The organism is Streptomyces sp. NPDC093544 (assembly GCF_040683495.1).
In the GTDB taxonomy this organism is placed as follows: domain Bacteria; phylum Actinomycetota; class Actinomycetes; order Streptomycetales; family Streptomycetaceae; genus Streptomyces.
The window spans coordinates 1-18,052 of sequence record NZ_JBFBEA010000023.1 but is presented as its reverse complement, the minus strand read 5'-3'; the positions used below and the strand labels follow the sequence as shown (position 1 = coordinate 18,052).

15 protein-coding genes and 3 pseudogenes are annotated in these 18,052 nt (G+C 68.4%); 9 read left to right on the top strand and 9 right to left on the bottom strand.

Annotated elements, in window-relative coordinates; genetic code table 11:
- Nucleotides 1–10: 10 nt before the first annotated feature.
- Nucleotides 11–463, bottom strand: a complete 453-nt coding sequence (locus AB0N66_RS30920) for a hypothetical protein (RefSeq protein ID WP_365441192.1) — start codon at nt 461–463, stop codon at nt 11–13.
- A gap of 166 nt (nt 464–629) precedes the next feature.
- Here AB0N66_RS30920 and AB0N66_RS30915 point away from each other — a divergent pair, with 166 nt between their 5' ends.
- Nucleotides 630–1,340 (top strand): TniQ family protein, encoded by a 711-nt coding sequence (locus tag AB0N66_RS30915; protein WP_365441190.1) that lies wholly within the window; start codon nt 630–632, stop codon nt 1,338–1,340.
- A gap of 520 nt (nt 1,341–1,860) precedes the next feature.
- Here AB0N66_RS30915 and AB0N66_RS30910 read toward each other — a convergent pair.
- The 5 genes from AB0N66_RS30910 to manD form a co-directional block, all read right to left on the bottom strand.
- A complete protein-coding gene (locus tag AB0N66_RS30910; protein ID WP_365441188.1) occupies nt 1,861–2,820 on the bottom strand; it encodes an alpha/beta hydrolase in 960 nt (319 codons plus the stop codon).
- A gap of 99 nt (nt 2,821–2,919) precedes the next feature.
- Nucleotides 2,920–4,329, bottom strand: a complete 1,410-nt coding sequence (locus tag AB0N66_RS30905) for a mannitol dehydrogenase family protein (RefSeq protein ID WP_365441186.1) — start codon at nt 4,327–4,329, stop codon at nt 2,920–2,922.
- Nucleotides 4,330–4,569: 240 nt separating this feature from the next.
- The gene (locus AB0N66_RS30900; RefSeq protein ID WP_365441184.1) at nt 4,570–6,201 is read right to left on the bottom strand and encodes an MFS transporter; all 1,632 of its coding nucleotides are present in this window, start codon (nt 6,199–6,201) and stop codon (nt 4,570–4,572) included.
- An 84-nt stretch (nt 6,202–6,285) separates the two neighbouring features.
- Nucleotides 6,286–6,780 carry a gluconokinase gene (locus AB0N66_RS30895; protein ID WP_365441182.1) on the bottom strand — a complete coding sequence of 165 codons (495 nt, stop codon included), beginning with the start codon at nt 6,778–6,780 and terminating at the stop codon, nt 6,286–6,288.
- A 35-nt stretch (nt 6,781–6,815) separates the two neighbouring features.
- Nucleotides 6,816–8,042: a D-mannonate dehydratase ManD gene (gene manD / locus AB0N66_RS30890; RefSeq protein WP_365441180.1), complete on the bottom strand. Its 1,227-nt coding sequence runs from the start codon at nt 8,040–8,042 to the stop codon at nt 6,816–6,818.
- Nucleotides 8,043–8,261: 219 nt separating this feature from the next.
- On the opposite strand from manD, the gene AB0N66_RS30885 reads away from it, so the two are divergent.
- From AB0N66_RS30885 to AB0N66_RS30875, 3 genes are all read left to right on the top strand, one after another.
- Complete coding sequence (locus tag AB0N66_RS30885) at nt 8,262–9,233, top strand: alpha/beta hydrolase (protein ID WP_365441178.1); 972 nt, start codon at nt 8,262–8,264, stop codon at nt 9,231–9,233.
- A gap of 238 nt (nt 9,234–9,471) precedes the next feature.
- A complete protein-coding gene (locus AB0N66_RS30880; RefSeq protein WP_365441176.1) occupies nt 9,472–10,695 on the top strand; it encodes an AGE family epimerase/isomerase in 1,224 nt (407 codons plus the stop codon).
- A 147-nt stretch (nt 10,696–10,842) separates the two neighbouring features.
- Nucleotides 10,843–11,550 carry a FadR/GntR family transcriptional regulator gene (locus tag AB0N66_RS30875; RefSeq protein WP_365441174.1) on the top strand — a complete coding sequence of 236 codons (708 nt, stop codon included), beginning with the start codon at nt 10,843–10,845 and terminating at the stop codon, nt 11,548–11,550.
- Nucleotides 11,551–11,955: 405 nt separating this feature from the next.
- Here the strand turns inward: AB0N66_RS30875 and AB0N66_RS30870 are convergent.
- Nucleotides 11,956–12,114 (bottom strand): annotated as a pseudogene (locus AB0N66_RS30870) (aldo/keto reductase); the annotation flags it as partial.
- On the opposite strand from AB0N66_RS30870, the pseudogene AB0N66_RS30865 reads away from it, so the two are divergent.
- Nucleotides 12,104–12,217, top strand: a pseudogene (locus AB0N66_RS30865) (transcriptional regulator); the annotation flags it as partial. The pseudogenes AB0N66_RS30870 and AB0N66_RS30865 overlap by 11 nt on opposite strands.
- A 127-nt stretch (nt 12,218–12,344) precedes the next feature.
- Here the strand turns inward: AB0N66_RS30865 and AB0N66_RS30860 are convergent.
- Nucleotides 12,345–12,944 (bottom strand): helix-turn-helix domain-containing protein, encoded by a 600-nt coding sequence (locus tag AB0N66_RS30860; protein ID WP_365441172.1) that lies wholly within the window; start codon nt 12,942–12,944, stop codon nt 12,345–12,347.
- 118 nt (nt 12,945–13,062) lie between these two features.
- On the opposite strand from AB0N66_RS30860, the gene AB0N66_RS30855 reads away from it, so the two are divergent.
- Complete coding sequence (locus AB0N66_RS30855) at nt 13,063–15,252, top strand: MMPL family transporter (protein WP_365441170.1); 2,190 nt, start codon at nt 13,063–13,065, stop codon at nt 15,250–15,252.
- 25 nt (nt 15,253–15,277) lie between these two features.
- On the opposite strand, the gene AB0N66_RS30850 is transcribed toward AB0N66_RS30855, so the two are convergent.
- Nucleotides 15,278–15,730, bottom strand: a complete 453-nt coding sequence (locus AB0N66_RS30850) for a hypothetical protein (RefSeq protein ID WP_365441168.1) — start codon at nt 15,728–15,730, stop codon at nt 15,278–15,280.
- 614 nt (nt 15,731–16,344) lie between these two features.
- Here AB0N66_RS30850 and AB0N66_RS30845 point away from each other — a divergent pair.
- From AB0N66_RS30845 to AB0N66_RS30835, 3 genes and pseudogenes are all read left to right on the top strand, one after another.
- A pseudogene (locus AB0N66_RS30845) lies at nt 16,345–16,685 on the top strand (hypothetical protein); the annotation flags it as partial.
- Between the two features lie 296 nt (nt 16,686–16,981).
- Nucleotides 16,982–17,284 (top strand): hypothetical protein, encoded by a 303-nt coding sequence (locus AB0N66_RS30840; protein WP_365441166.1) that lies wholly within the window; start codon nt 16,982–16,984, stop codon nt 17,282–17,284.
- Nucleotides 17,285–17,435: 151 nt separating this feature from the next.
- Nucleotides 17,436–18,052: response regulator transcription factor (locus AB0N66_RS30835; protein ID WP_365441164.1), on the top strand; the 617-nt coding region annotated here is incomplete at its 3' end.

Sequence of the window (18,052 nt, the reverse complement as noted above, 5' to 3'; positions counted from 1 at the left end):
GCGCGGTCAGTCAGTCGAGCGAGATCTCTCCGTCCGGCAGCCACCCGTCCCAGTAGCCGTCCATGAAGTCGAGCAGTTGAACGGGCTCGACCAGTGCCTTCGCCGACCTCAGCTCCGCCATCGACCACCAGCGCGCTTCGGGGCCCACTGCGGAGCCCACGGACGTGGGCCAGCTTTCGACCACGGTGCGCACGACGACGACGTACTGAAGGCCCTCCACCGCGTTCACGCGCGGGAGTCGGCCGATGAGAGGCGAGATGCGAAGTGCGGGCAGGTCAGCGACGCGATGCAGGTGACGGGCTGCCGCGCGACGGCTGGTCTCACCGGGGCGCATGGGGAATCTCGGAAGCGTCCAGCGGAATTCACCTGTGGACGCCGACGGGATCAGGAGGAGCAGGCGTTTCGGGGAGTCGATGACAACGGGACGTACAACGTCCCGGCCATCTGCATCGGCGTCGTGCATGCCTCAACCCTTCCGCCATGCTATTCGAATAACACCATCAAGCGCCCTAACGGGTGACACGCGGAGGACGGGGGCCCAGTGAACGAAGACCCGCTCGGTCACCCACATCGGTGGTCCGCTCACGAGCCACGGTTCAGCAGGGTGCACCTGTCGCAGGATTCGCGTCGTGAGTACAGCGAAGAAGACGGCACAGCAACGTCGCCCACCGCACCGCACCCTGACTGAACCAGTGATTCAGCCGATCCCCGGAGAGTCTCTGACCAGCTGGATCGGTGCGCTCGCCCATCAACAGGATTTCGAGATGAAGCCGCTCCTTCGGGAACTTCACCTCGACAGGCTTGGCGGGCTTTCTGCGGCCGAACTACGGTTGTCCGATCCTGTGGTTCGGCGGATGGAGCAGCTGACCGGAATCGACGCCGAGAGCCTGCACGCGATGACCCTGGCACGCTACGCCGGAAACGCGCTGCCGCATCTGCCGCTGTTCTCGTCTGACGGTGTGGCGGTTCAGCAATGGCACAAGGGGGCGTGGTTCCACCATTCGCAGGCGCGCTGGTGCACCAAGTGCCGACGCAGCAACGACAGTCGCTGGCTCCTGCGCTGGAAACATCCCTGGTCGTTCGCGTGCGTTGACTACGCCGTGTACATGGTGACCGAGTGCCAGGCCTGCTGGGGCACCGTCGATCTCCGGCACGACGCCCCGCCTGAGCGAACCTGCGACAACATGACCGACGAGGGCGAGTGGACTTACGACCTTGGAGAACCATGCGGCTTCTCGCTGAAGATGTGTCAGCCGGTGCCGGTGAGCGACGACTCCGTTCTGGCCTTGCAGGCGCGTGTCAACGCATGGCTCGATGGGACGCCCACGCATGAGGACTGACAACTCGTGGCCCTGGCGGCCGTGCTGATCCCGCTCCTGTCACCATCAATGGTGCGGCGCGGTGACCCAATCCTGCGCTATGCGGTGCGCTCCCCAAGGGGTACCTCGCAACAGCAGAGGAAAGGCGGAAGGCCGTGGACCGACTCACTTCGGGTCGCGGCTGCCGTGTATGCCGCGGATTGGTTTCTGCGCCGCAAGTATTCCCCCAGCGAGGTCGCTGACTGGATCGCCGACCTTCGGCTCCTCGATCACCGGCGTAGGCCATGGCACATGGACGTGGCGGAGTTGGCGTACGGGCCTTCGCTCCGGCCGAATCCCATCGTCGAGCCGCTGGTGCACCGCGGGTTGATCACTCTGGGCGGCTGGCTCTGACGGCGACTTGATTTTTCGGGAGCGTAGCGAGGATCCGCGCCACGGTCGCCCGCCCGGTCGTGCCATCGTGCCAAGCGCGCAGATGGGTCCGCCCCCACGCCGGGAGCACGTCGTCGGACGCTATAGATTGCTTCCCGAGCGCATTCGCCTACGCGGGGAGCTCGACGTCCTGTCCGGCGAGTGCGGCTTTGTTGACGAAGGCGAGGACGGCGTTGGCTTCGGCGCGCCAGTCGCGGGCGGGTTGCCAGTCCGGCAGGGTCATCGAGCCGTGGATGTGGCCCGGCATGGTCCGGCTGACGGCCTGGATGCCGGCGTCGCGCAGCCTGGTCGCGTAGGCCTCGCACTCATCGCGGCGTGGGTCGAATTCCGCGTTCATGAAGTATGCGGGCGCGAGGCCTTCAAGGTTGGGGGCGAACAGCGGGGACGCGTAGGGGTGGGCGCGTTCGGCGAGCGAGGAGAGGTAGACGTCGACCATCGCAAGGTCCATCTCGCGGGTGATGTCGTGCTCGGGGCGCGGGTTGCGCCAGGCCGCCGAGCTCTTGGTCAGGTCGGTGCCGGCGGCTTCGAGCAGTTGCAGGGCGAGCGCGGGACCGTCCAGGTCCCGGGTCATCAGGGCGAGGGCTGCGGTGAAGTTCCCTCCGGAAGAGGCGCCGCCGACGGTGATGGCGTCGGGTGCGATGCCGTACCCGCCGGGGTCCGCGGCCAGGCCGGTGAGTGCGGTGTAGCAGTCGTTGACTCCGGCGGGGAACCGATGTTCGGGTGCCAGCCCGTATTCGACGGACGCGACCAGGCACGCGGCGTCGAGGGCACGCCGGGAGAGCAGGCCGTCAAGTTCTCCGGACAGCGCCGAGCCCAGAACGAAACCGCCGCCGTGGCAGTAGATGTGCAGCGGCAGGTCGCCGCCACTCGTCGGCCGATACAGCCGGACCGGGACTTCGCCGACTACGACGTCCCTGATCTCGACGTCCCCGACCGGCCCGTCGGACAGGTCCGGTGCCCTGAACATGCGGCGCAGCATCGGCACGTCATCAAAACTGAATTCTCCGCCGGCCATGGACCGGTACTGCTCAAGCAGCGCACGAACGGGGGCCTCAAGTTCCGTGGCCATCGTCTCTTCTCCCTCTGTAATGGGATGTTTGGATAATGTAGTCAAGTTCATGGGACATTCCCGGTCCCGCTCGCCCGGCCACGTGGCCGGGCGACGTGCTCACACGGGTTCCAGCGCGCGGGCGTGCGCGGTAACGGCCGTGGCCAGTTCCGCGTCGTCCGCCAGCGACGGGTCGAGGAAGGCGAGCACGCGGCAGGCTGCCTCCGGCAGCGGGCCCTCGGCGAGCGAGGGGTCAACACCGGCGTCCTGCACCGGGGCACCGAGACCACGCAGGTGGAGCAGCCAGGCGGCCAGTCCGCGCGCCGCACCGTGCGGCAGGCGGCCCGCAGCGCGCTCGACGCGCAGGGCCGGGAGGATACGGACAGGGAGCTTCTGCGATCCGTCAGCGGCAATCTGTGCCAGAGCGTGCCGGATCCGCGGGTTGGTGAAGCGTTCCAGCAGCGCGCTCTGATAGGCGATCAGCTCAGCCGTCGGCATGGGCAGATTGCGTGCGGCCTCCTCCCACCACTGCGCCAGCCATTCGCGGCAGCGCGGGTCGGCCACGGCCTCGGCGACGGTGGCGTGTCCGAGCAGCGGGGCCGTGTAGGCCAGAAGCGAGTGGGCGCCGTTGAGAAGCCAGAGCTTGCGCTGTTCAAAAGGCATGACGTCCGAGACGAAGCGGGCTCCGGCGTCCTCCCAGCGGGGTCTGCCGGCGGGAAAGCGGCCCGAGAGGACCCATTCGGAGAATGGCTCGGTCACCACGGGCGCGGCGTCCGTGAAACGGCTCGTCGAGCTGGCCTCGTCGAGGTCGGCTCTGGTGGTCGCGGGCGTGATCCGATCGACCATGGTGGTCACGAACGCGGGGTCCTGGGCAGCGGCGATCAGAGTGGCGTCGCCGACCGCCTCGGCGAGGTCGCGCACGACGCGCTGCGCCACCTCCGCGTTGCCGGGGAGGTTGTCGCAGGGCACGATCGCCACCGGCTGCAGGCCCGCTTCGCGTCGGGCCGCGAGTCCGGCCAGCAGCTTCGCGGGTGCTGTGCTGACGTCTGCGACGGATGAGGCCTTGAGCGCGGCGATGTCGGCGGCGACATCAGCCCGCGCGATGTCGAGCCCGCCGCGACGGCTGCGGCCGTCGCCGTTGGTTCCGTGGACCCGGGCGTATCCGGCCTCGGTGATCGTCAGAGTGACGACGCTGAGTTCAGGCCGCCGCCAGTAGTCCAGCCAGGCGGCGTGGTCGTCGCTCGGATGTACCACGCTCAGCGAACGGATGACCTCTCGGCGGTCGCCCCCCGCGCCTCGGACGACGAGCGTGTACAGGCCCTCCTGGGCGGCGAGCGTCCGGGCGAGGCCGGGACGGCGACCGGTGAAGGCCGCGATGCCCCATTCGGCGGCGTCCGGTGCGTGGTGGGTGTACCAGGCCTGATGGGCGCGGAAGAAGTTGCCCAGCCCCAGGTGCACGATGCGAACCGGCGCGGCCGGGAGGCCGCGGACGGTTGTGCGCGACAGCTGCCGCGCCGCGACACTGCTCACGGCTTCAGGACCCGACGCGGATCGCCGGCGGCCGGCCGGGCGAGCGGGTAGCGGTCGGGGCGGTGCGCCGCGTCCTGGATGCGGGCGGTGTGGGTTCGCAGAATCTGGTTCACCATAGGTGTTCGCTTCTCTGAGTGGGATCGGGCCGTGGGCTGCACGCGTCCGCAGGCCGCGGTGCTCCGTGGCTCGCCGCGGCGGGAGGCGCCCCGCCGCGCGTGACAGCTGCCGTTGGGCGGGGCGTTACTGTTCGACGGCGCTGCCTCCGCGAGCGGGGGTGCGGCCGGTGCGCAGGGCGAGGGCGAGCCCGAGGGCGATGAGGGCGGGCACGACGCCGAGGAGCAGATAGACCAGACTGTAGGCGGAGTTGTCGTAGACCTGGGGTATGTCCTTGGTGATCGTGCCGCCGGTGGGCTGCGTGATCGTCATCTGGTACGGGTGGGCGGCGACGATGGCGGTGAAAAGCGCCGTGGAGATGGCGGTACCGATGCTGCCGAACACGAAGAACATGCCGGAGCTGACCCCCTGACGCTTTGCCGGCACCGTGTCCATGAGCAGGTTGGGCGCCGAGGCGAAGAAGAAGCCGTAGGCCAGGCCGAAGGCGACGCCGATGGTGATCTGCTGCTGCCAGGTTTTGTGCCACTCGACCCACAGGGCGGTGGCGGTCACGAACGCGAGCAGGCCGATGATGAGCGGGAGGCGGGTGCCGATCCGTCGGGTGAGGTAGCCGCCGACAGGCCCGAAGATCATGGCGAACACGGACGTCCAGATCGACACATGGACGGCCATTTGCAGGATGGAGAAGCCGGCGGCGTAGCTGATGTCGCCGTGGAAGTGCACGAGGGGGGCGACGGCGGCGACGGTCGTGTGAGCCTCGGCGGCTACGCCGGCCAGGAGCTCGTTGTTGAGCACGGCGGCCTTGGGCGTCTGGAACATGTACGGCACGGCGACGCTGATGACGCTCAGGACCCCGGTGGCGAGCAGGGAGATGAGCATCAGGAACAGGACCTTGGGGGCGCGCAGCAGCCGCAGTTCCATCATCGGCTGCTCGGTGCGCGTCTCCCAGACCAGGAAGGCTGCCAGGAACGCGAGTCCGACGATGAGGTAGGCGAGGCTGCTCGTGGTGCCCCAGCCCCAGCTGGTGCCCTGGCTGAGGTAGACGAGGGGGAGGGCGACACCGGCGCCGAAGAGCAGCGCGCCGGGTATGTCCAGTCGGCTGCGGACTCGCAGCGGACTCTCCGGGACGACGAGCAGGAACAGGATCAGGGCGGCGCAGGTGTAGACGAGCACGAACCAGAAGATGGAGCGCCAGCTGTAGTGATCGGTCAGGGCGCCCACGATCAGGGGGCCCGCGATGGCGGACAGGCCGAAGCCGGTGCCCAGGACGGCGACGCAGATGGGGATCCAGCGGCGCGGCATCAGGTCGCGTACCAGACCGTATTCGACGGCGATGATGCCCGTGGCGAGGGCGCCGATGCCGCGGCCGGTCAGGAACAGCGCCCAGCTGTCGGTCAACGCGCAGATCAGCGTGCCGCCGAGGAAGAGCAGGGTGGTGAGCGCGACCACGCGCTTCTTGCCCCACACATCGCCGAGCTTGCCGACGAGCGCGACGGTGGCCCCGCCGACGACGCCCACGATGGTGCCCGCCCAGGTGACGGCGGCGCCGGCCTGCGGGAAGCCGGTGGCGATCTTCGGGATCGCGACGCCGATCATCAGGTTCTGCAGGGGGACGATCTCGGAGATCGCGACAAGGGCGATCAGGACAAGGACGAGGCGGCCGGTGGAAGCACCGTCGAGGCGGCCCGCATCGTCAGAAGGGTCGCGGCTGCCTGCGGCGTCGGCTTGCGGCGGGGGTGGAGTGGTCTGCTCGGTCACTGTGCACCTCTTCATTGGGGTGGCGGCGTGTGGGGACTGATGAGCGGTGTTGGCGGGTGACGGGGCGTCAGCGGCCGGCGTCCGTCACCGGGAGGTGTGCGGGGGGACCGGCACGCCGATGACCACGGACAGCGCGCGGGCCACCAGGACAGGTTCGGGGACCTCGCCGTCGAGGCGTACGACGTCGGGCTCGCCTGGTGACGGCGTCTCCAAGGTCGCGTATTGATCGTCGACGAGTGAGGCCGGCATGAAGTGCCCATTCCGGCCGGCCACGCGCTCACGGGCCGTCGACGGTGCGATCTCGAGGTGGAGGAACAGCAGCGGCCCGGCGAGCCGCAGTTGGTCGCGGTAGCTTTCCCTGAGCGCGGAACAGGCGACGATCCCGCGCGGCGTCGCTTCGAGCCAGGCTGCGATGTCCTTGAGCCAGGGGATGCGGTCGCGGTCGGTCAGGGATTGGCCGCCCGCCATCTTCGCCACGTTGTCGGGGCCGTGGAAGCTGTCGCCGTCGCGGAACTCGCGTCCAAGGTGGCGCGCGAGCGCCGAAGCGATGGTGGACTTGCCACTGCCGGCCACACCCATGACGACTGTGGGGCGATCGTAGAGAGTTGGAGGCCTCACCAGTCATGCACCGTCCCGTCGACGGCGAGCCGGTTGATCGGCAGGTACGCCCCTTGGTAGGGGTACGCCGCGGCGGCCTCCAGGTCCATCTCGACGCCGAGGCCGGGCCGATCGCCGGGGTGCAGCAGGCCGTCCTCGAACCGGTAGCCGGTCTGGAAGACGGTCAGCGTCTCGGGGCTGTGGCGCATGTACTCCTGGATCCCGAAGTTGTGGATCGCAAGTCCCAGGTGCAGCGCCGCGGCCATGCCGATGGGCGAGATGTCGGTGGGGCCGTGCATGCCGGACTTGATCTGGTACATCGCGGCGAAGTCGAGCAGCTTGCGCATCGCGGTGATGCCGCCCGTGTGCGTGACAGCCGAGCGGACGTAGTCGATCAGGTGCTCACTGATCAGCGTCTGGTAGTCCCAGACGGTGTTGAACACCTCGCCGAGGGCCAGCGGGGTCGTGGTGTGCTGGCGCACCAGGCGCAGTCCGGCCTGGTTCTCGGCCGGGGTGCAGTCCTCGAGCCAGAACAGGTCGTACGGTTCGAGGCTCTTGCCGAGTTTCGCGGCTTGGATCGGGGTCATCCGGTGGTGGCCGTCGTGCAGTAGAGGCAACTCCGGTCCGTACTTGCCCCGGACGGCTTCGAAGACGCTCGGCACGTGGCGCACGTAGGCGCGGGTGTCCCAGTGTTCTTCGGTGGGTCGGGCGGCCGCACGCGCGGGCTCGTAGTCGTAGCGCGGTCCGCCGCCACCGCTCGCTACCCCGTAGACCTGACCGAGCCCGGGCACGCCGGTCTGAATGCGCACCGCCCGGTATCCGGCGTCGATGTGCTCGTCGACCGAGTCGAACAGGGCCGGGAGATCGGCCCCGCTGGCGTGCCCGTAGGCAAGCAACCCTCGCCTGCTGGCGCCGCCGAGCAACTGGTACAGGGGCATCTCGGCGTACTTCGCCTTGATGTCCCACAGCGCCATGTCCACCGCGGCGATCGCTGCCATCGTCACCGGCCCGCGGCGCCAATACCCCCCGCGGTACAGGTACTGCCAGGTGTCCTCTATCGCGCCCGCGTCGCGGCCGATCAGGATCGAGCTCACATGGTCGCGCAGGTAACTGGCGACGGCGAGCTCACGGCCGTTGAGCGTCCCGTCGCCCCAGCCGACCACCCCGTCCTCGGTCTCGAGACGCAGACTCACGAAGTTGCGGCCCGGGCAGGTGACGACGACTTCAGCGGATGTGATCTTCACAGGCGACCCTCCGAATGCAGGACTGAAAGCCTGCGACAGCAATAGGATGTTTACGCAGGGGATGCTAAAGAGAGGATGTTAAGTCGTCAAGGCTTACATCTGGACTGATTCAGTTACGGATTTTTCCCCCGGATGGACCCTTGACCCCTATCGAGGGCCCACATAGCATCCCACTATTACCTCTAGATCAATTTTTGATCCTATCTTTAAGGAGTGGCCATGGAACTCGAGGCACCGGTACGCGGGCTGCTTGAGAGCTACAAGTCGATGGCCGTGGGCGGCCTGAACCTGCTGAACCCGGAAGATCTTTCGAAGATCCGGGCCATAGCGATCCAGACGGACCTGGACCTGTCGGACGGTCCCATCGACGGTGTCGAGATCAGTGACGTCGTGATCGGCGATGTTCCGGTCCGGCTGTATCGACCCCCGACTGACGGTGACCTTCCGTTGCACGTCTACATCCACGGCGGTGGCTTCATCCTCGGATCCGCCCTGTCGGACGAGCTGGACGGCCTCCTCGCTCGCCGCGCTCTGGACGCAAAGTGTCTGGTCGCCTCAGTCGAATACCGGTTGGCGCCCGAGCACCGGTTCCCCGCAGGGGTCAACGACTGCTACGCCGCGTTCAGCGGGCTTCTCGCTGATGCCGAGCGCTACGGCATCGCTCGCGAGGTCGTCACCGTGGGCGGGGGCTCGGCCGGCGGCAATCTGGCCGCAGTGGTGGCGTTGATGGCGCGCGACGTGAGCGGCCCCAGGATCGCCCTGCAGTTGATCGAAATCGCCGGCCTCGACCTCACCGACTCGTCCCGGGCATGGCGCAACCCGAGCCTCGGACACGACTCGACCCGCGAGGCGGACGTTGCGTGGAACGATCTGCACATCTCCTCGCCGTCGGAACGCGTCCACCCCTACGTCTCCCCGTTCTTCGCCCCGAACCTGGAAGGACTCGCGCCCGCGTACGTCATGAACGCGGAGTTCGACCCCCGCCGTGACGAGTGCGAGGCCTACGTGGCTCGGCTGCGTGACGCCGGCGTCCACGCGGTCAGCCGGACCATGAACGGGCATATCCACGGATCGTCGATGCTGCCGGACTGGCAGCCCGCCAGGGATTGGCGCGCGGAGGCCAACGCTGTCCTCGCCTCGGCCCACGAAGCCACGCTCGCCGGCCGCGACGTCGAGCTTCCTTCCGCGTAGGCGACTGCGGCTCAACGAAGATCATTCGGCTTCCGCGGCGAACCTGCGCTCTTAGCGGCAGGAGCTTCGCGCGGCAAGTCCGAATAGAGGGTCGGGACCGCTCCACGGCGGAATAGTGGGTTCCGACCCGATTGACGAAGCCCGGGCGGCGCGTCCAGCAGGCGAGGCTCTCCGCGCGAAGAAGCAGCCCTGGCCTCCCATGCAGTCATGAGGAACGCACGCAACCAGAAGGAGCGTCATGACACAACTGCCCCGGCCGGGGAGCCCCGCCTATCTGAGGGCCGAGGGAGATCGGCTGCTTGCCTTCGCGCGCAACGCTCGCCTGCCGGACTGGGGCTTCGGGTGGCTGGACTCCCACGGATCACCGCTGGTGGACGATACGGTCCACACATACGTCACCGCCCGTATGACGCATGTGTTCTCGCTCGCAGTCCTGCGTGGCCACCCGTGGGCGGCGGAGTATGCGGACCACGGCCTCGCGGCGCTCGCCGGTCCGCTGCACGACGACCGTCACGACGGTTGGCATACCGCCACGGACCGCTCCGGTCGGCCGCTGGCGGACGAGAAGGTGGCTTACCCACACGTGTTCGTTCTCCTGGCCGCGGCAAGCGCCACAATCGCCGGACGGCCGGGGGCCGCCGAGTTGCTGGCACACGTGCTGGGAATCATCGAGGGTCGGTTCCGGGAACCGGGGTCCGGACTGCTGCGCGAAAGGTGGGACCGCACCTGGAGCACGCTGGACGGGTACCGCGGCGGCAACAGCAATATGCACGCGATCGAGGCGCTGCTGGCCGCGAGCGACGCGACGGGCGACCAGGGACTGGCCGACCAAGCTCTCCAGATCGCCGAGTTCCTCGTGAACTCCGTTGCACGGCGCGCAGACTGGCGCATCGTCGAGCATTTCGACGAGGACTGGTCACCGAAATGGCGGTACCACGAGGATCGCCCAGCTGACCCCTTCCGGCCGTTTGGGTCCACGGTCGGCCACGGCATCGAGTGGTCGCGCCTCCTGGTTCACCTGCGTACCGTCCGCGCCGACGCGCCGGCCTGGCTGCTTCCGGCCGCCCGCGAGCTGTTCGAGCGGGCCGAACGCGACGGCTGGATGGCCGACGGACATGAGGGGTTCGTGTACACGGTGGACTGGACGGGCGCCCCCGTGGTGACAGCACGCCTGCACTGGGTGCTCGCCGAGGCGGTAGGGGCGGCAGCGGTGATGCACCGCGCCACCGGCGACCCGGAGTACCGGCTGCGTTACGACCAGTGGTGGCAGTGGGTCGAGGATCATCTCGTCGACCGCGACGCGGGCAGTTGGCACCATGAACTGGACGTCGCGGGGCACCCGGCGGCGACAGTGAAGACGGGAAAGGCCGACGTTTACCACGCGTTCCAGGCGACCCTACTGCCAGGGCTACCTCTGGCACCCTCCCTCGCCGCCGCACTCAGCCCGGCACACGCGCAGTAGGTCTTGGCGGCGCCCCCTGCCTGCCACGCTCGGGACAGGCAGGGCATCCATCCGATCGAAGTGAGGGGAGACACTTCAGGTAGGATGTCTGCTAGGGCCAGGTGTGGCACAGGACTTCGGGCGCTGCCCGCGCATGTGGAGGCAATGATGGGCGCTCAGACGCTGGGCCAGGAAGTGGCCGAGCGGCTTCGCCGGGACCTGGCCGACGGCGTCTTCAGCCTGGGGGAGAAGCTGCCGCCGGAGCGGGAGCTGATGACGCGTTACTCGGCCGGCCGCAATACCGTCCGCGAGGCGGTACGCGGGCTCGTGGCGCTCGGGATGCTGGAGGTCAGGGCCGGTTCCGGTACGACGGTCTCCCGCATCGACGGCCGCACCGCCCTGGCGCACACGGTGAGCGAGCGGCCGATGGACGAGTCGGGGCTGGAGGATCTCGTAGAGTTCCGCCTGACGCTGGAGGGCCGGGCGGCGCAACTGGCCGCGGAGCGGGCGACCCCCGAGGACCTGGACCGGATCCGCGAACGGCTGACGGCCTATCAGAACGCGGTACGGCAACGCGAGGCCGTCTACGAGCACGACGTCGCCTTCCACCGCGCCGTCTCCGAAGCCACCCACAACCGGCTGTTCCTGGATGTGATCGACACGAGCTCGCAACTGTTCCAGGGAGCGATGCGCGCCGCCGACCACACGTCGGAAGACATCCTCAAGGCCGCCGGGGAGCACGCGATGATCGCCCACCACGTACTGATGGGCGACGCCGAGGCCGCTGGCCAGGCCATGCGCGCACACATCCTCGCCGGTAACGAGCGCAGGCTCAAGGGCACAGGCGAGGGGCAGCACAGACAGGAAAAGCCTTGAGACCTGTGGGCGCTCAGAAGTCCCGGGCTGTTTACCTTGGCTGGTAGACGGCCGGACGCCGTGGGTGCTCATCGGCTTGGCATGACCGGCACCGCACCGAAACCACCCATGGACGTCCACGCCACGGCCGCCAGGTCCTGGTTCAGCCCGTCCGTCGCCTGGCATTCTGCGGGGAGGCCGACGCATAGGGGCCTTCGGCGGGTTGCGCCAGCTTTCTGGAATTGACAGGCCGTGACTTGGCGGCACCGATGAGGCACAGCCCTTGGGCTCTTTCGCAGGGGTGGCGTCAGGCAGGTCGAGATCTTCCAGATGACCGGAGCAGGACCCTGCGACTTCGGGAGAAGCCGACGCCGTGCCGGCTTCTCAGCCCTCGACCCCGAAGGCCCCTCCGGTCCCCCGGGGGATTCAGTCGCTGATGCCGTCCAGCTCTGCCAAGTCCTCAGAAGCGAGAGAAAGGCCGGCGCCCGCGACGTTCTCACGCAGGTGCGCCACCTTCGACGTGCCGGGGATGAGCAAAATGTTCGGGGAACGCTGCAGCAGCCAGGCCAGCGCGACCGATCTCGGTCTCCCCCTCCACCACGTGACGCGCGGCATCAGAAGCTGGGCCCAGACGCACATGGGCGAGGTGCTCTCCAACCGCGAAACCCACGGCACTCGCGCCACCTGAGCACTCACATCCAACAGCTCAAACCTTCTCGCGCTACATCCTCGACTGCGAAGAGCCGCCGAACTGTCCGCATGCGCTTCGGCTCTCGATGGAGGGAGCCTGGCCGGGTGATTGTCCGCCACTGAGTTCAGCGCGCGGAGCGGACCAGGGCTCGGAGCGTGCGCATGAAGGCGGTGTGCAGCTCGGTCCGGTTCTCGGCGTGCAGCACGACGGTGATGTACTCGGCAACGGCGGCCCCGACGGCGGCCGCGATGACGGCCGCGAGCGGATGGTCCAGGGGCAGACCGACCTCTGCGCTGAAAGCCGGGGTCCCGGCCTCCACGGCCTCGCTGACCTCGGCACTGCTGAGGGAACGCAGGCCGGGATTCGCCTGGAACATCGCTGCCGTCAGCGCCGCGAGTTCGGGGTCCAGGCGCTTCGCCTCTGCGGTGAGCCACTGGTCGATCGCGCCCGTGAAACCGATGGAGGCGTCCTCGCGGAACACGTCGGCCAAGCGGCCGGCGATCTCGTTCGACATCGACAGCGCGATGTCGGCCTTGGACGGGAAGTACATGGTCACCGTGCGGGGGGCGACCTCTGCCTCGGCGGCGATGTCCGCGATGGTGGCGCCATCGTAACCGCGCTCGGCGAACAGACGCATGGCGGTACGGCGGATCAGCTCGCGGCGTCGGGCCTTGGAGCGTTCGCGGAGTGATGGCTTCGACGGCGCTGCCTCAAGTGCTCCCATAAGAGAACCATAGCCGATACTGCAAACTTGCCATCGAATGCAAAGAGGCTATATTTGGCATAGATGCATCTTATGGCATCTCTTGCCTCTGCCCCGCCGCAGCGCTCCTGGGAGAACCGTGTCCCGATACCTCTACCGACTGGCCCACTGGTGCTTCCGGCACCGCTGGGCGACCGTGTCCGCCTGGGTGGCGGCGGTGATCGCCGCCGTGGTCATCGCCGGCGCGAGCGGCGGCAAGACCACCGACGCGCTCACCATCCCCGGCACCCAGGCTCAGCAGGCCATCTCGGTGCTCGAGCAGAAACTCCCGGCAGCGTCCGGCGTGACCACCCAGGTGGTCTTCGCCGACGAGGGCGGCACTGTCACGGCCTCCGCACACAAGGCTGGCATCAAGGCGACGCTGAAGGACCTGCGTGAGCTCCCGCAGGTGGTCTCCGTCTCCGACCCGTTCACCGCCGGAACGGTCTCTCCCGACAAGCAGGTCGCTCTGGCGACCGTCACCTACGGCACCGCCGCCGCCGGCGACGTCAAGGCCGCCACCGTCGACGGCCTCAAGACCGCAGCCGCGGACGCCCAGCACGCGGGTCTGCAGGTCGAGTTCAGCGGCTCGGTCTATCCCAAGGCCGCAGCGGTCAACAGCGAGACCGTCGGCATGATCGTGGCCCTGATCGTGCTCGTGCTGACCTTCGGCTCCTTCCTCGCCGGCGGCCTGCCGCTGGTCACCGCCATCGTCGGCGTGGTGATCTCGATGATGGGTGTCACCATCGTGTCGTCGTTCACCGACATCGCGTCCGCCTCCACCGCCGTGGCGACCATGCTCGGCCTGTCCTGCGCGATCGACTACGCCCTGTTCATCCTCTCCCGCACCCGCACAAACATGATGGCCGGTCACTCCCCGCAGGAGGCCATCGGCCGCGCGGCGGGAACGGCGGGCAGCTCCATCGTCTTCGCAGCCCTCAGCGTGATGATCGCCCTGTGCGGCCTTTCCGTGGTCGGCATCCCGTTCCTCACCGTCATGGGCCTGACCGCCGCCGCCACCGTCGGCCTGGCCCTCCTCGTGGCACTGACCCTGCTGCCCGCGCTGCTGGGCCTGGCCGGCCACCGCGCCGCCCGCTTCTCCCGGCTGCCCCTGCTACGCCGGGCCCGGCCCGCCACCGAGACTGCCGTAAGGGCACCGGCGAAGCTGGCCGGCACCCGTTACGCGTCCTGGGTGGTCCGCCACCGCACCCCAGTGCTGGTCCTCGGCACTATCATGCTGGGCCTTATGGCCCTGCCCGTGTCCAAGCTGGACCTGGGCCTGCCCGGCGCGGACGCCCGGCCCACCTCGGACACTTCCCGGGTCGCCTACGACCTCACCACCGAGCACTTCGGCGCCGGCTACAACGGCACCCTCACCGTGGTTGCCCAGGACGTCACCCGGACTGCGCAGGCCCAGCAGGTGTCCGCCACCCTGGCCAAGATGGACGGTGTGGTCTCCTCGAACGTCGGGGCGGTAACCAACGGCATCGCGGTGATCTCGGTGGTCCCCACCACAGGTCCCAACGACTCCGCCACGGCCCACCTCGTGCACACCATCCGTGACGACTCCTCCGCCATCGCCGCGGCGACCGGAGCGCACATCCTGGTAGGCGGCCAGACGGCCACCGACATCGACGTCTCCGCCAAGCTCTCCGAGGCCCTGCCGGTGTTCCTGGCCACGGTCGTGGTGCTGGCGTTCCTGCTGCTGACCTTCGCGTTCCGCACGATCCTGGTGCCACTCAAGTCGATCCTCGGGTTCCTGCTCTCCGCCGGGGCCGCCCTGGGCGCGCAGGTAGCGGTGTTCCAGTGGGGCTGGGGCAAGGACCTGCTGGGCATCGCACCCACCCAGACCCTGAGCTTCCTCCCGGTCATCCTGCTGGCCATCATGTTCGGCCTCTCCAGCGACTACGAGATCTTCGTGGTCTCCCGGATCAAGGAGTACTTCACCCGGACCGGCGACGCCCGCCAGGCAGCGATCGCGGGTACCGGCCTCTCCGCCCGGGTGGTATCCGCAGCGGCACTGATCATGGCCGCGATCTTCGCCTCGTTCCTCTTCTCAGACGACCCCATGACCAAGTCGATCGGCTTCAGCTTCGCCGTCGGCGTGCTGGTCGACGCATTCGTCGTCCGGCTCACCCTGGTGCCTGCCGTGATGGCACTGGTCGGCAAGCGGATCTGGTACCACCCCCGCTGGTACGCGCGGCTGGTCCCGGACCCCGACATCGAGGGCGAGCGCCTGGAAGCCGAACTGGCCGACGAACACCGCCCGGAGATGACACCCGTCGGCTGACAGCCACTGCGCGCCACCGCCGCCGTCAACAGGCCCTGGCTTGTTGAGGGCGGCGCCTGACGTCACACCACACCGGATCAAGTCCCGCGCCGAGGCCAGAGCCCACTGACCCGGTGTGCAGCTCTGGTGTCATGCACCGCTCTGGCGAGCGGCATTGCGGAGCGAGTCCCACAGGGTGTCGGTCGGGCTGCGTCGTCGGCGTGCCGATCGCGACACGGATCGCGAAGTGGCCGTTGACCGATGTGTGCGTAAGGAAGGAACGCCCTTCGACGTTGACCGCCTCCATCGCCGCCTTGGTGGCGACGTCGTCGGGGAGGCCGTCTCGGTCGACAAGGTACAGGCATACGAGCGCCAGTGACGGCGGCGTCGCCAGGGCGAAGCCCTGCTCCCTCGCGATTCTGTCGGCCAGGGAGTCGGCCATGGCGACGTGGCTGCGGATGCTTTCGCGCAGGCCTTCCAGCCCGGCACCGTTCACCACCGACCAGATCTTCAGCGCGCATACGACGGCCCAGCGGAATCTGCCAGTCGCCCCTGTTGGGCGCTTCGAAGATCGTGTCGTCGAACTCGGCGACGACCGCGTCCGAACGGGATGCGACATCGAAGACGTGGAGGCGGCACTTCTGACCAGGCGCCAGGCCCCGCCCGAGGACGCCGGGGGCCTGCTCGAGCATCCGGGCGAGTTCGCGCGGCGTCGGCATACTCGCAGCAAATTCGGGGAGGTCGTGTGGCGCCGGTCGATCGGGGGTGGGGGCGCCCTGCGTGGAAGCGGAAGGTGCGGTCATCTCTTGAGCTTTCCTGTTTCAGTAGTCGGTTGCCGGAATGTGCGAGCGGGTCAGTTCTGGTTACTGAATGCGGAGTCGAAGGAGGCTGCGGGCATAGCAGGGCGCGGACGAACTCCACCGCCTCGGCCGCACCGCGCAGCTGGTCCATCCCGGCGTCCTCCCACTCAATGGAGATGAGGCTGGTGTAGCCCTGGGCACGGGCGGTTTCGGTGCCGACGATCACCTCCGCCTGGTCGGCCTCAAGGAAGGGGTTGTCGAACAGGCCGAGTTCGAATTTCTCGCGCAGTAGCCGCCGCACCGAGGTGCCACCGAACTGGGCAGCGCGCTACTCGAGGTTGCCGCGATCTCCCGCGCCGTGGGCGGCCGCCGCGACCTCATCACCGTGATGCCGTGCGACGCCGCAGCCCGAATCGCCCACCCGCTGTGCTGCGCCGAAGGAATCCCCCTGGTAGGCGGCGGAAGTACGGACCTGTGCACAGGCTTCGCCAAGGCTCTCCGAACCGGGCCCGACCGGACGTCACGTGCCGGACAGTGGTGGGCCTGTTCCTCCGGCAGTACGAAGACTCGTCCTGGGACAAGGACGATCCCGACTATGTGCCGGACTCGCCGCCGGCGTGGGCACGCGTGGTGGACATCGGGTCGGCTCGGTGATCTCCACCGGCGCGTGGCCGGTCGACGACGCCTCCGTCGGCGACCTGGTCCGGTCCCACCGGCGGTGGAGCGGGAAAGCGGTGTCGGCCGAATGGCCGACAGGTTCGTGTGAGACCGGTACGTGCGGCCGAGGCAGCGGGTCCCGGCCCGGCGCAATCATGGGTGGACGATGCTCCGGCTGCCCGTGGGGACGAGGCAGCCGGGTACGCGCCGTGGGCCGGGTGGTGAGCGGCACACCCGGCCCACGGCGCCTTCGTCCTTTCAGCGCTGAAACGATGCAGTCCGGGGGGCACGTCATGAAGAAGGGGACGGTCGTCGGCGTTCTGGTGATTGCGGGACTCCTGGCCCTGTCCGCACACGGCAAGGAGGAGACAGCCGTCATGCCGGACTCGACAGGGCAGGTTCTGGAGGTCGCACAGTCCGCTGCCCGGCAGGCCGGGTTCACGACCCTCGCATCTCACGACGCCCTGCGGGAAAAGCGTATGCAGTTCCTCGACCAGAACTGGAAGGTCTGCAGCCAGACGCCCACGGCCGGCCGACACGCAGCTACCACTCGCGTCGATTTCGCCGTCGTCAAGCTCAGCGAAAGATGTCCATGACCGCCGCTCCCGCCGCGCGGGAAAGCGAGCGAGGCCGTCCGATGTCGTCGAGCGGCCCAGCAGACGGCGTACGGCCGCGTCCCCTCGCGCAGCGGGTCCCGGCGGCCGTCGGTCAGGTCGGCGCAGCTGATCACTGTGGTAGGAACAGGTAGTGGCCGATACGCGGATCAATGTGGTGATCGCCGACGACCAGCAGTTGGTGCGGACCGGATTCAGCCTGATCCTGGGGGCGCAACCGGGCATCACCGTGGTCGGGGAAGCGGCTGACGGTGTCGAGTGCATCGCTCTGGCACGCCGGCTGCGCCCGGATGTGGTGCTGACCGACATTCGAATGCCGCGGTTGGACGGTCTCGACGTGGTGCGGCAGTTGGCCGGGCCGGGGGTGGCCGATCCGATGAACGTCGTGTTGATCACCACGTTCGACCAGGACGACTACGTACGGACCGGGCTGCGGAACGGGGCGTGCGGATTCCTGTTGAAGGACGCCTCTCCGGGGCTGCTGGTGGAGGCGGTGCAGGCGGCGGCCCGTGGGGACGCGCTGGTGTCACCGGCGGTGACGGTCCGCCTGCTGCGTCGGCTGGAGGAGACCGAGCGGGGCTCGGCGTCGGGTGACGCCGGGGCTGCCGGGCTCAGCGAGCGCGAGCTGGACATTGCGCGTCTGGTGGCTGTGGGACGTACGAATCAGGAGATCTGCGACGGGCTGTTCTTGTCGTTGTCGACGGTGAAGACGTATCTGGCGCGTATCCAGGCCAAGTTGAAGGCCCGTAA

Excerpts from the sequence above, each read along its gene's own strand:
- AB0N66_RS30920 (WP_365441192.1), bottom strand. The coding sequence starts at position 463 with ATGCACGACGCCGATGCAGATGGCCGGGACGTTGTACGTCCCGTTGTC.
- AB0N66_RS30910 (WP_365441188.1), bottom strand. The coding sequence starts at position 2,820 with ATGGCCACGGAACTTGAGGCCCCCGTTCGTGCGCTGCTTGAGCAGTAC.
- AB0N66_RS30895 (WP_365441182.1), bottom strand. The coding sequence starts at position 6,780 with ATGGGTGTGGCCGGCAGTGGCAAGTCCACCATCGCTTCGGCGCTCGCG.
- AB0N66_RS30885 (WP_365441178.1), top strand. The coding sequence starts at position 8,262 with ATGGAACTCGAGGCACCGGTACGCGGGCTGCTTGAGAGCTACAAGTCG.
- AB0N66_RS30880 (WP_365441176.1), top strand. The coding sequence starts at position 9,472 with ATGACACAACTGCCCCGGCCGGGGAGCCCCGCCTATCTGAGGGCCGAG.
- AB0N66_RS30875 (WP_365441174.1), top strand. The coding sequence starts at position 10,843 with ATGGGCGCTCAGACGCTGGGCCAGGAAGTGGCCGAGCGGCTTCGCCGG.
- AB0N66_RS30860 (WP_365441172.1), bottom strand. The coding sequence starts at position 12,944 with ATGGGAGCACTTGAGGCAGCGCCGTCGAAGCCATCACTCCGCGAACGC.
- AB0N66_RS30840 (WP_365441166.1), top strand. The coding sequence starts at position 16,982 with ATGAAGAAGGGGACGGTCGTCGGCGTTCTGGTGATTGCGGGACTCCTG.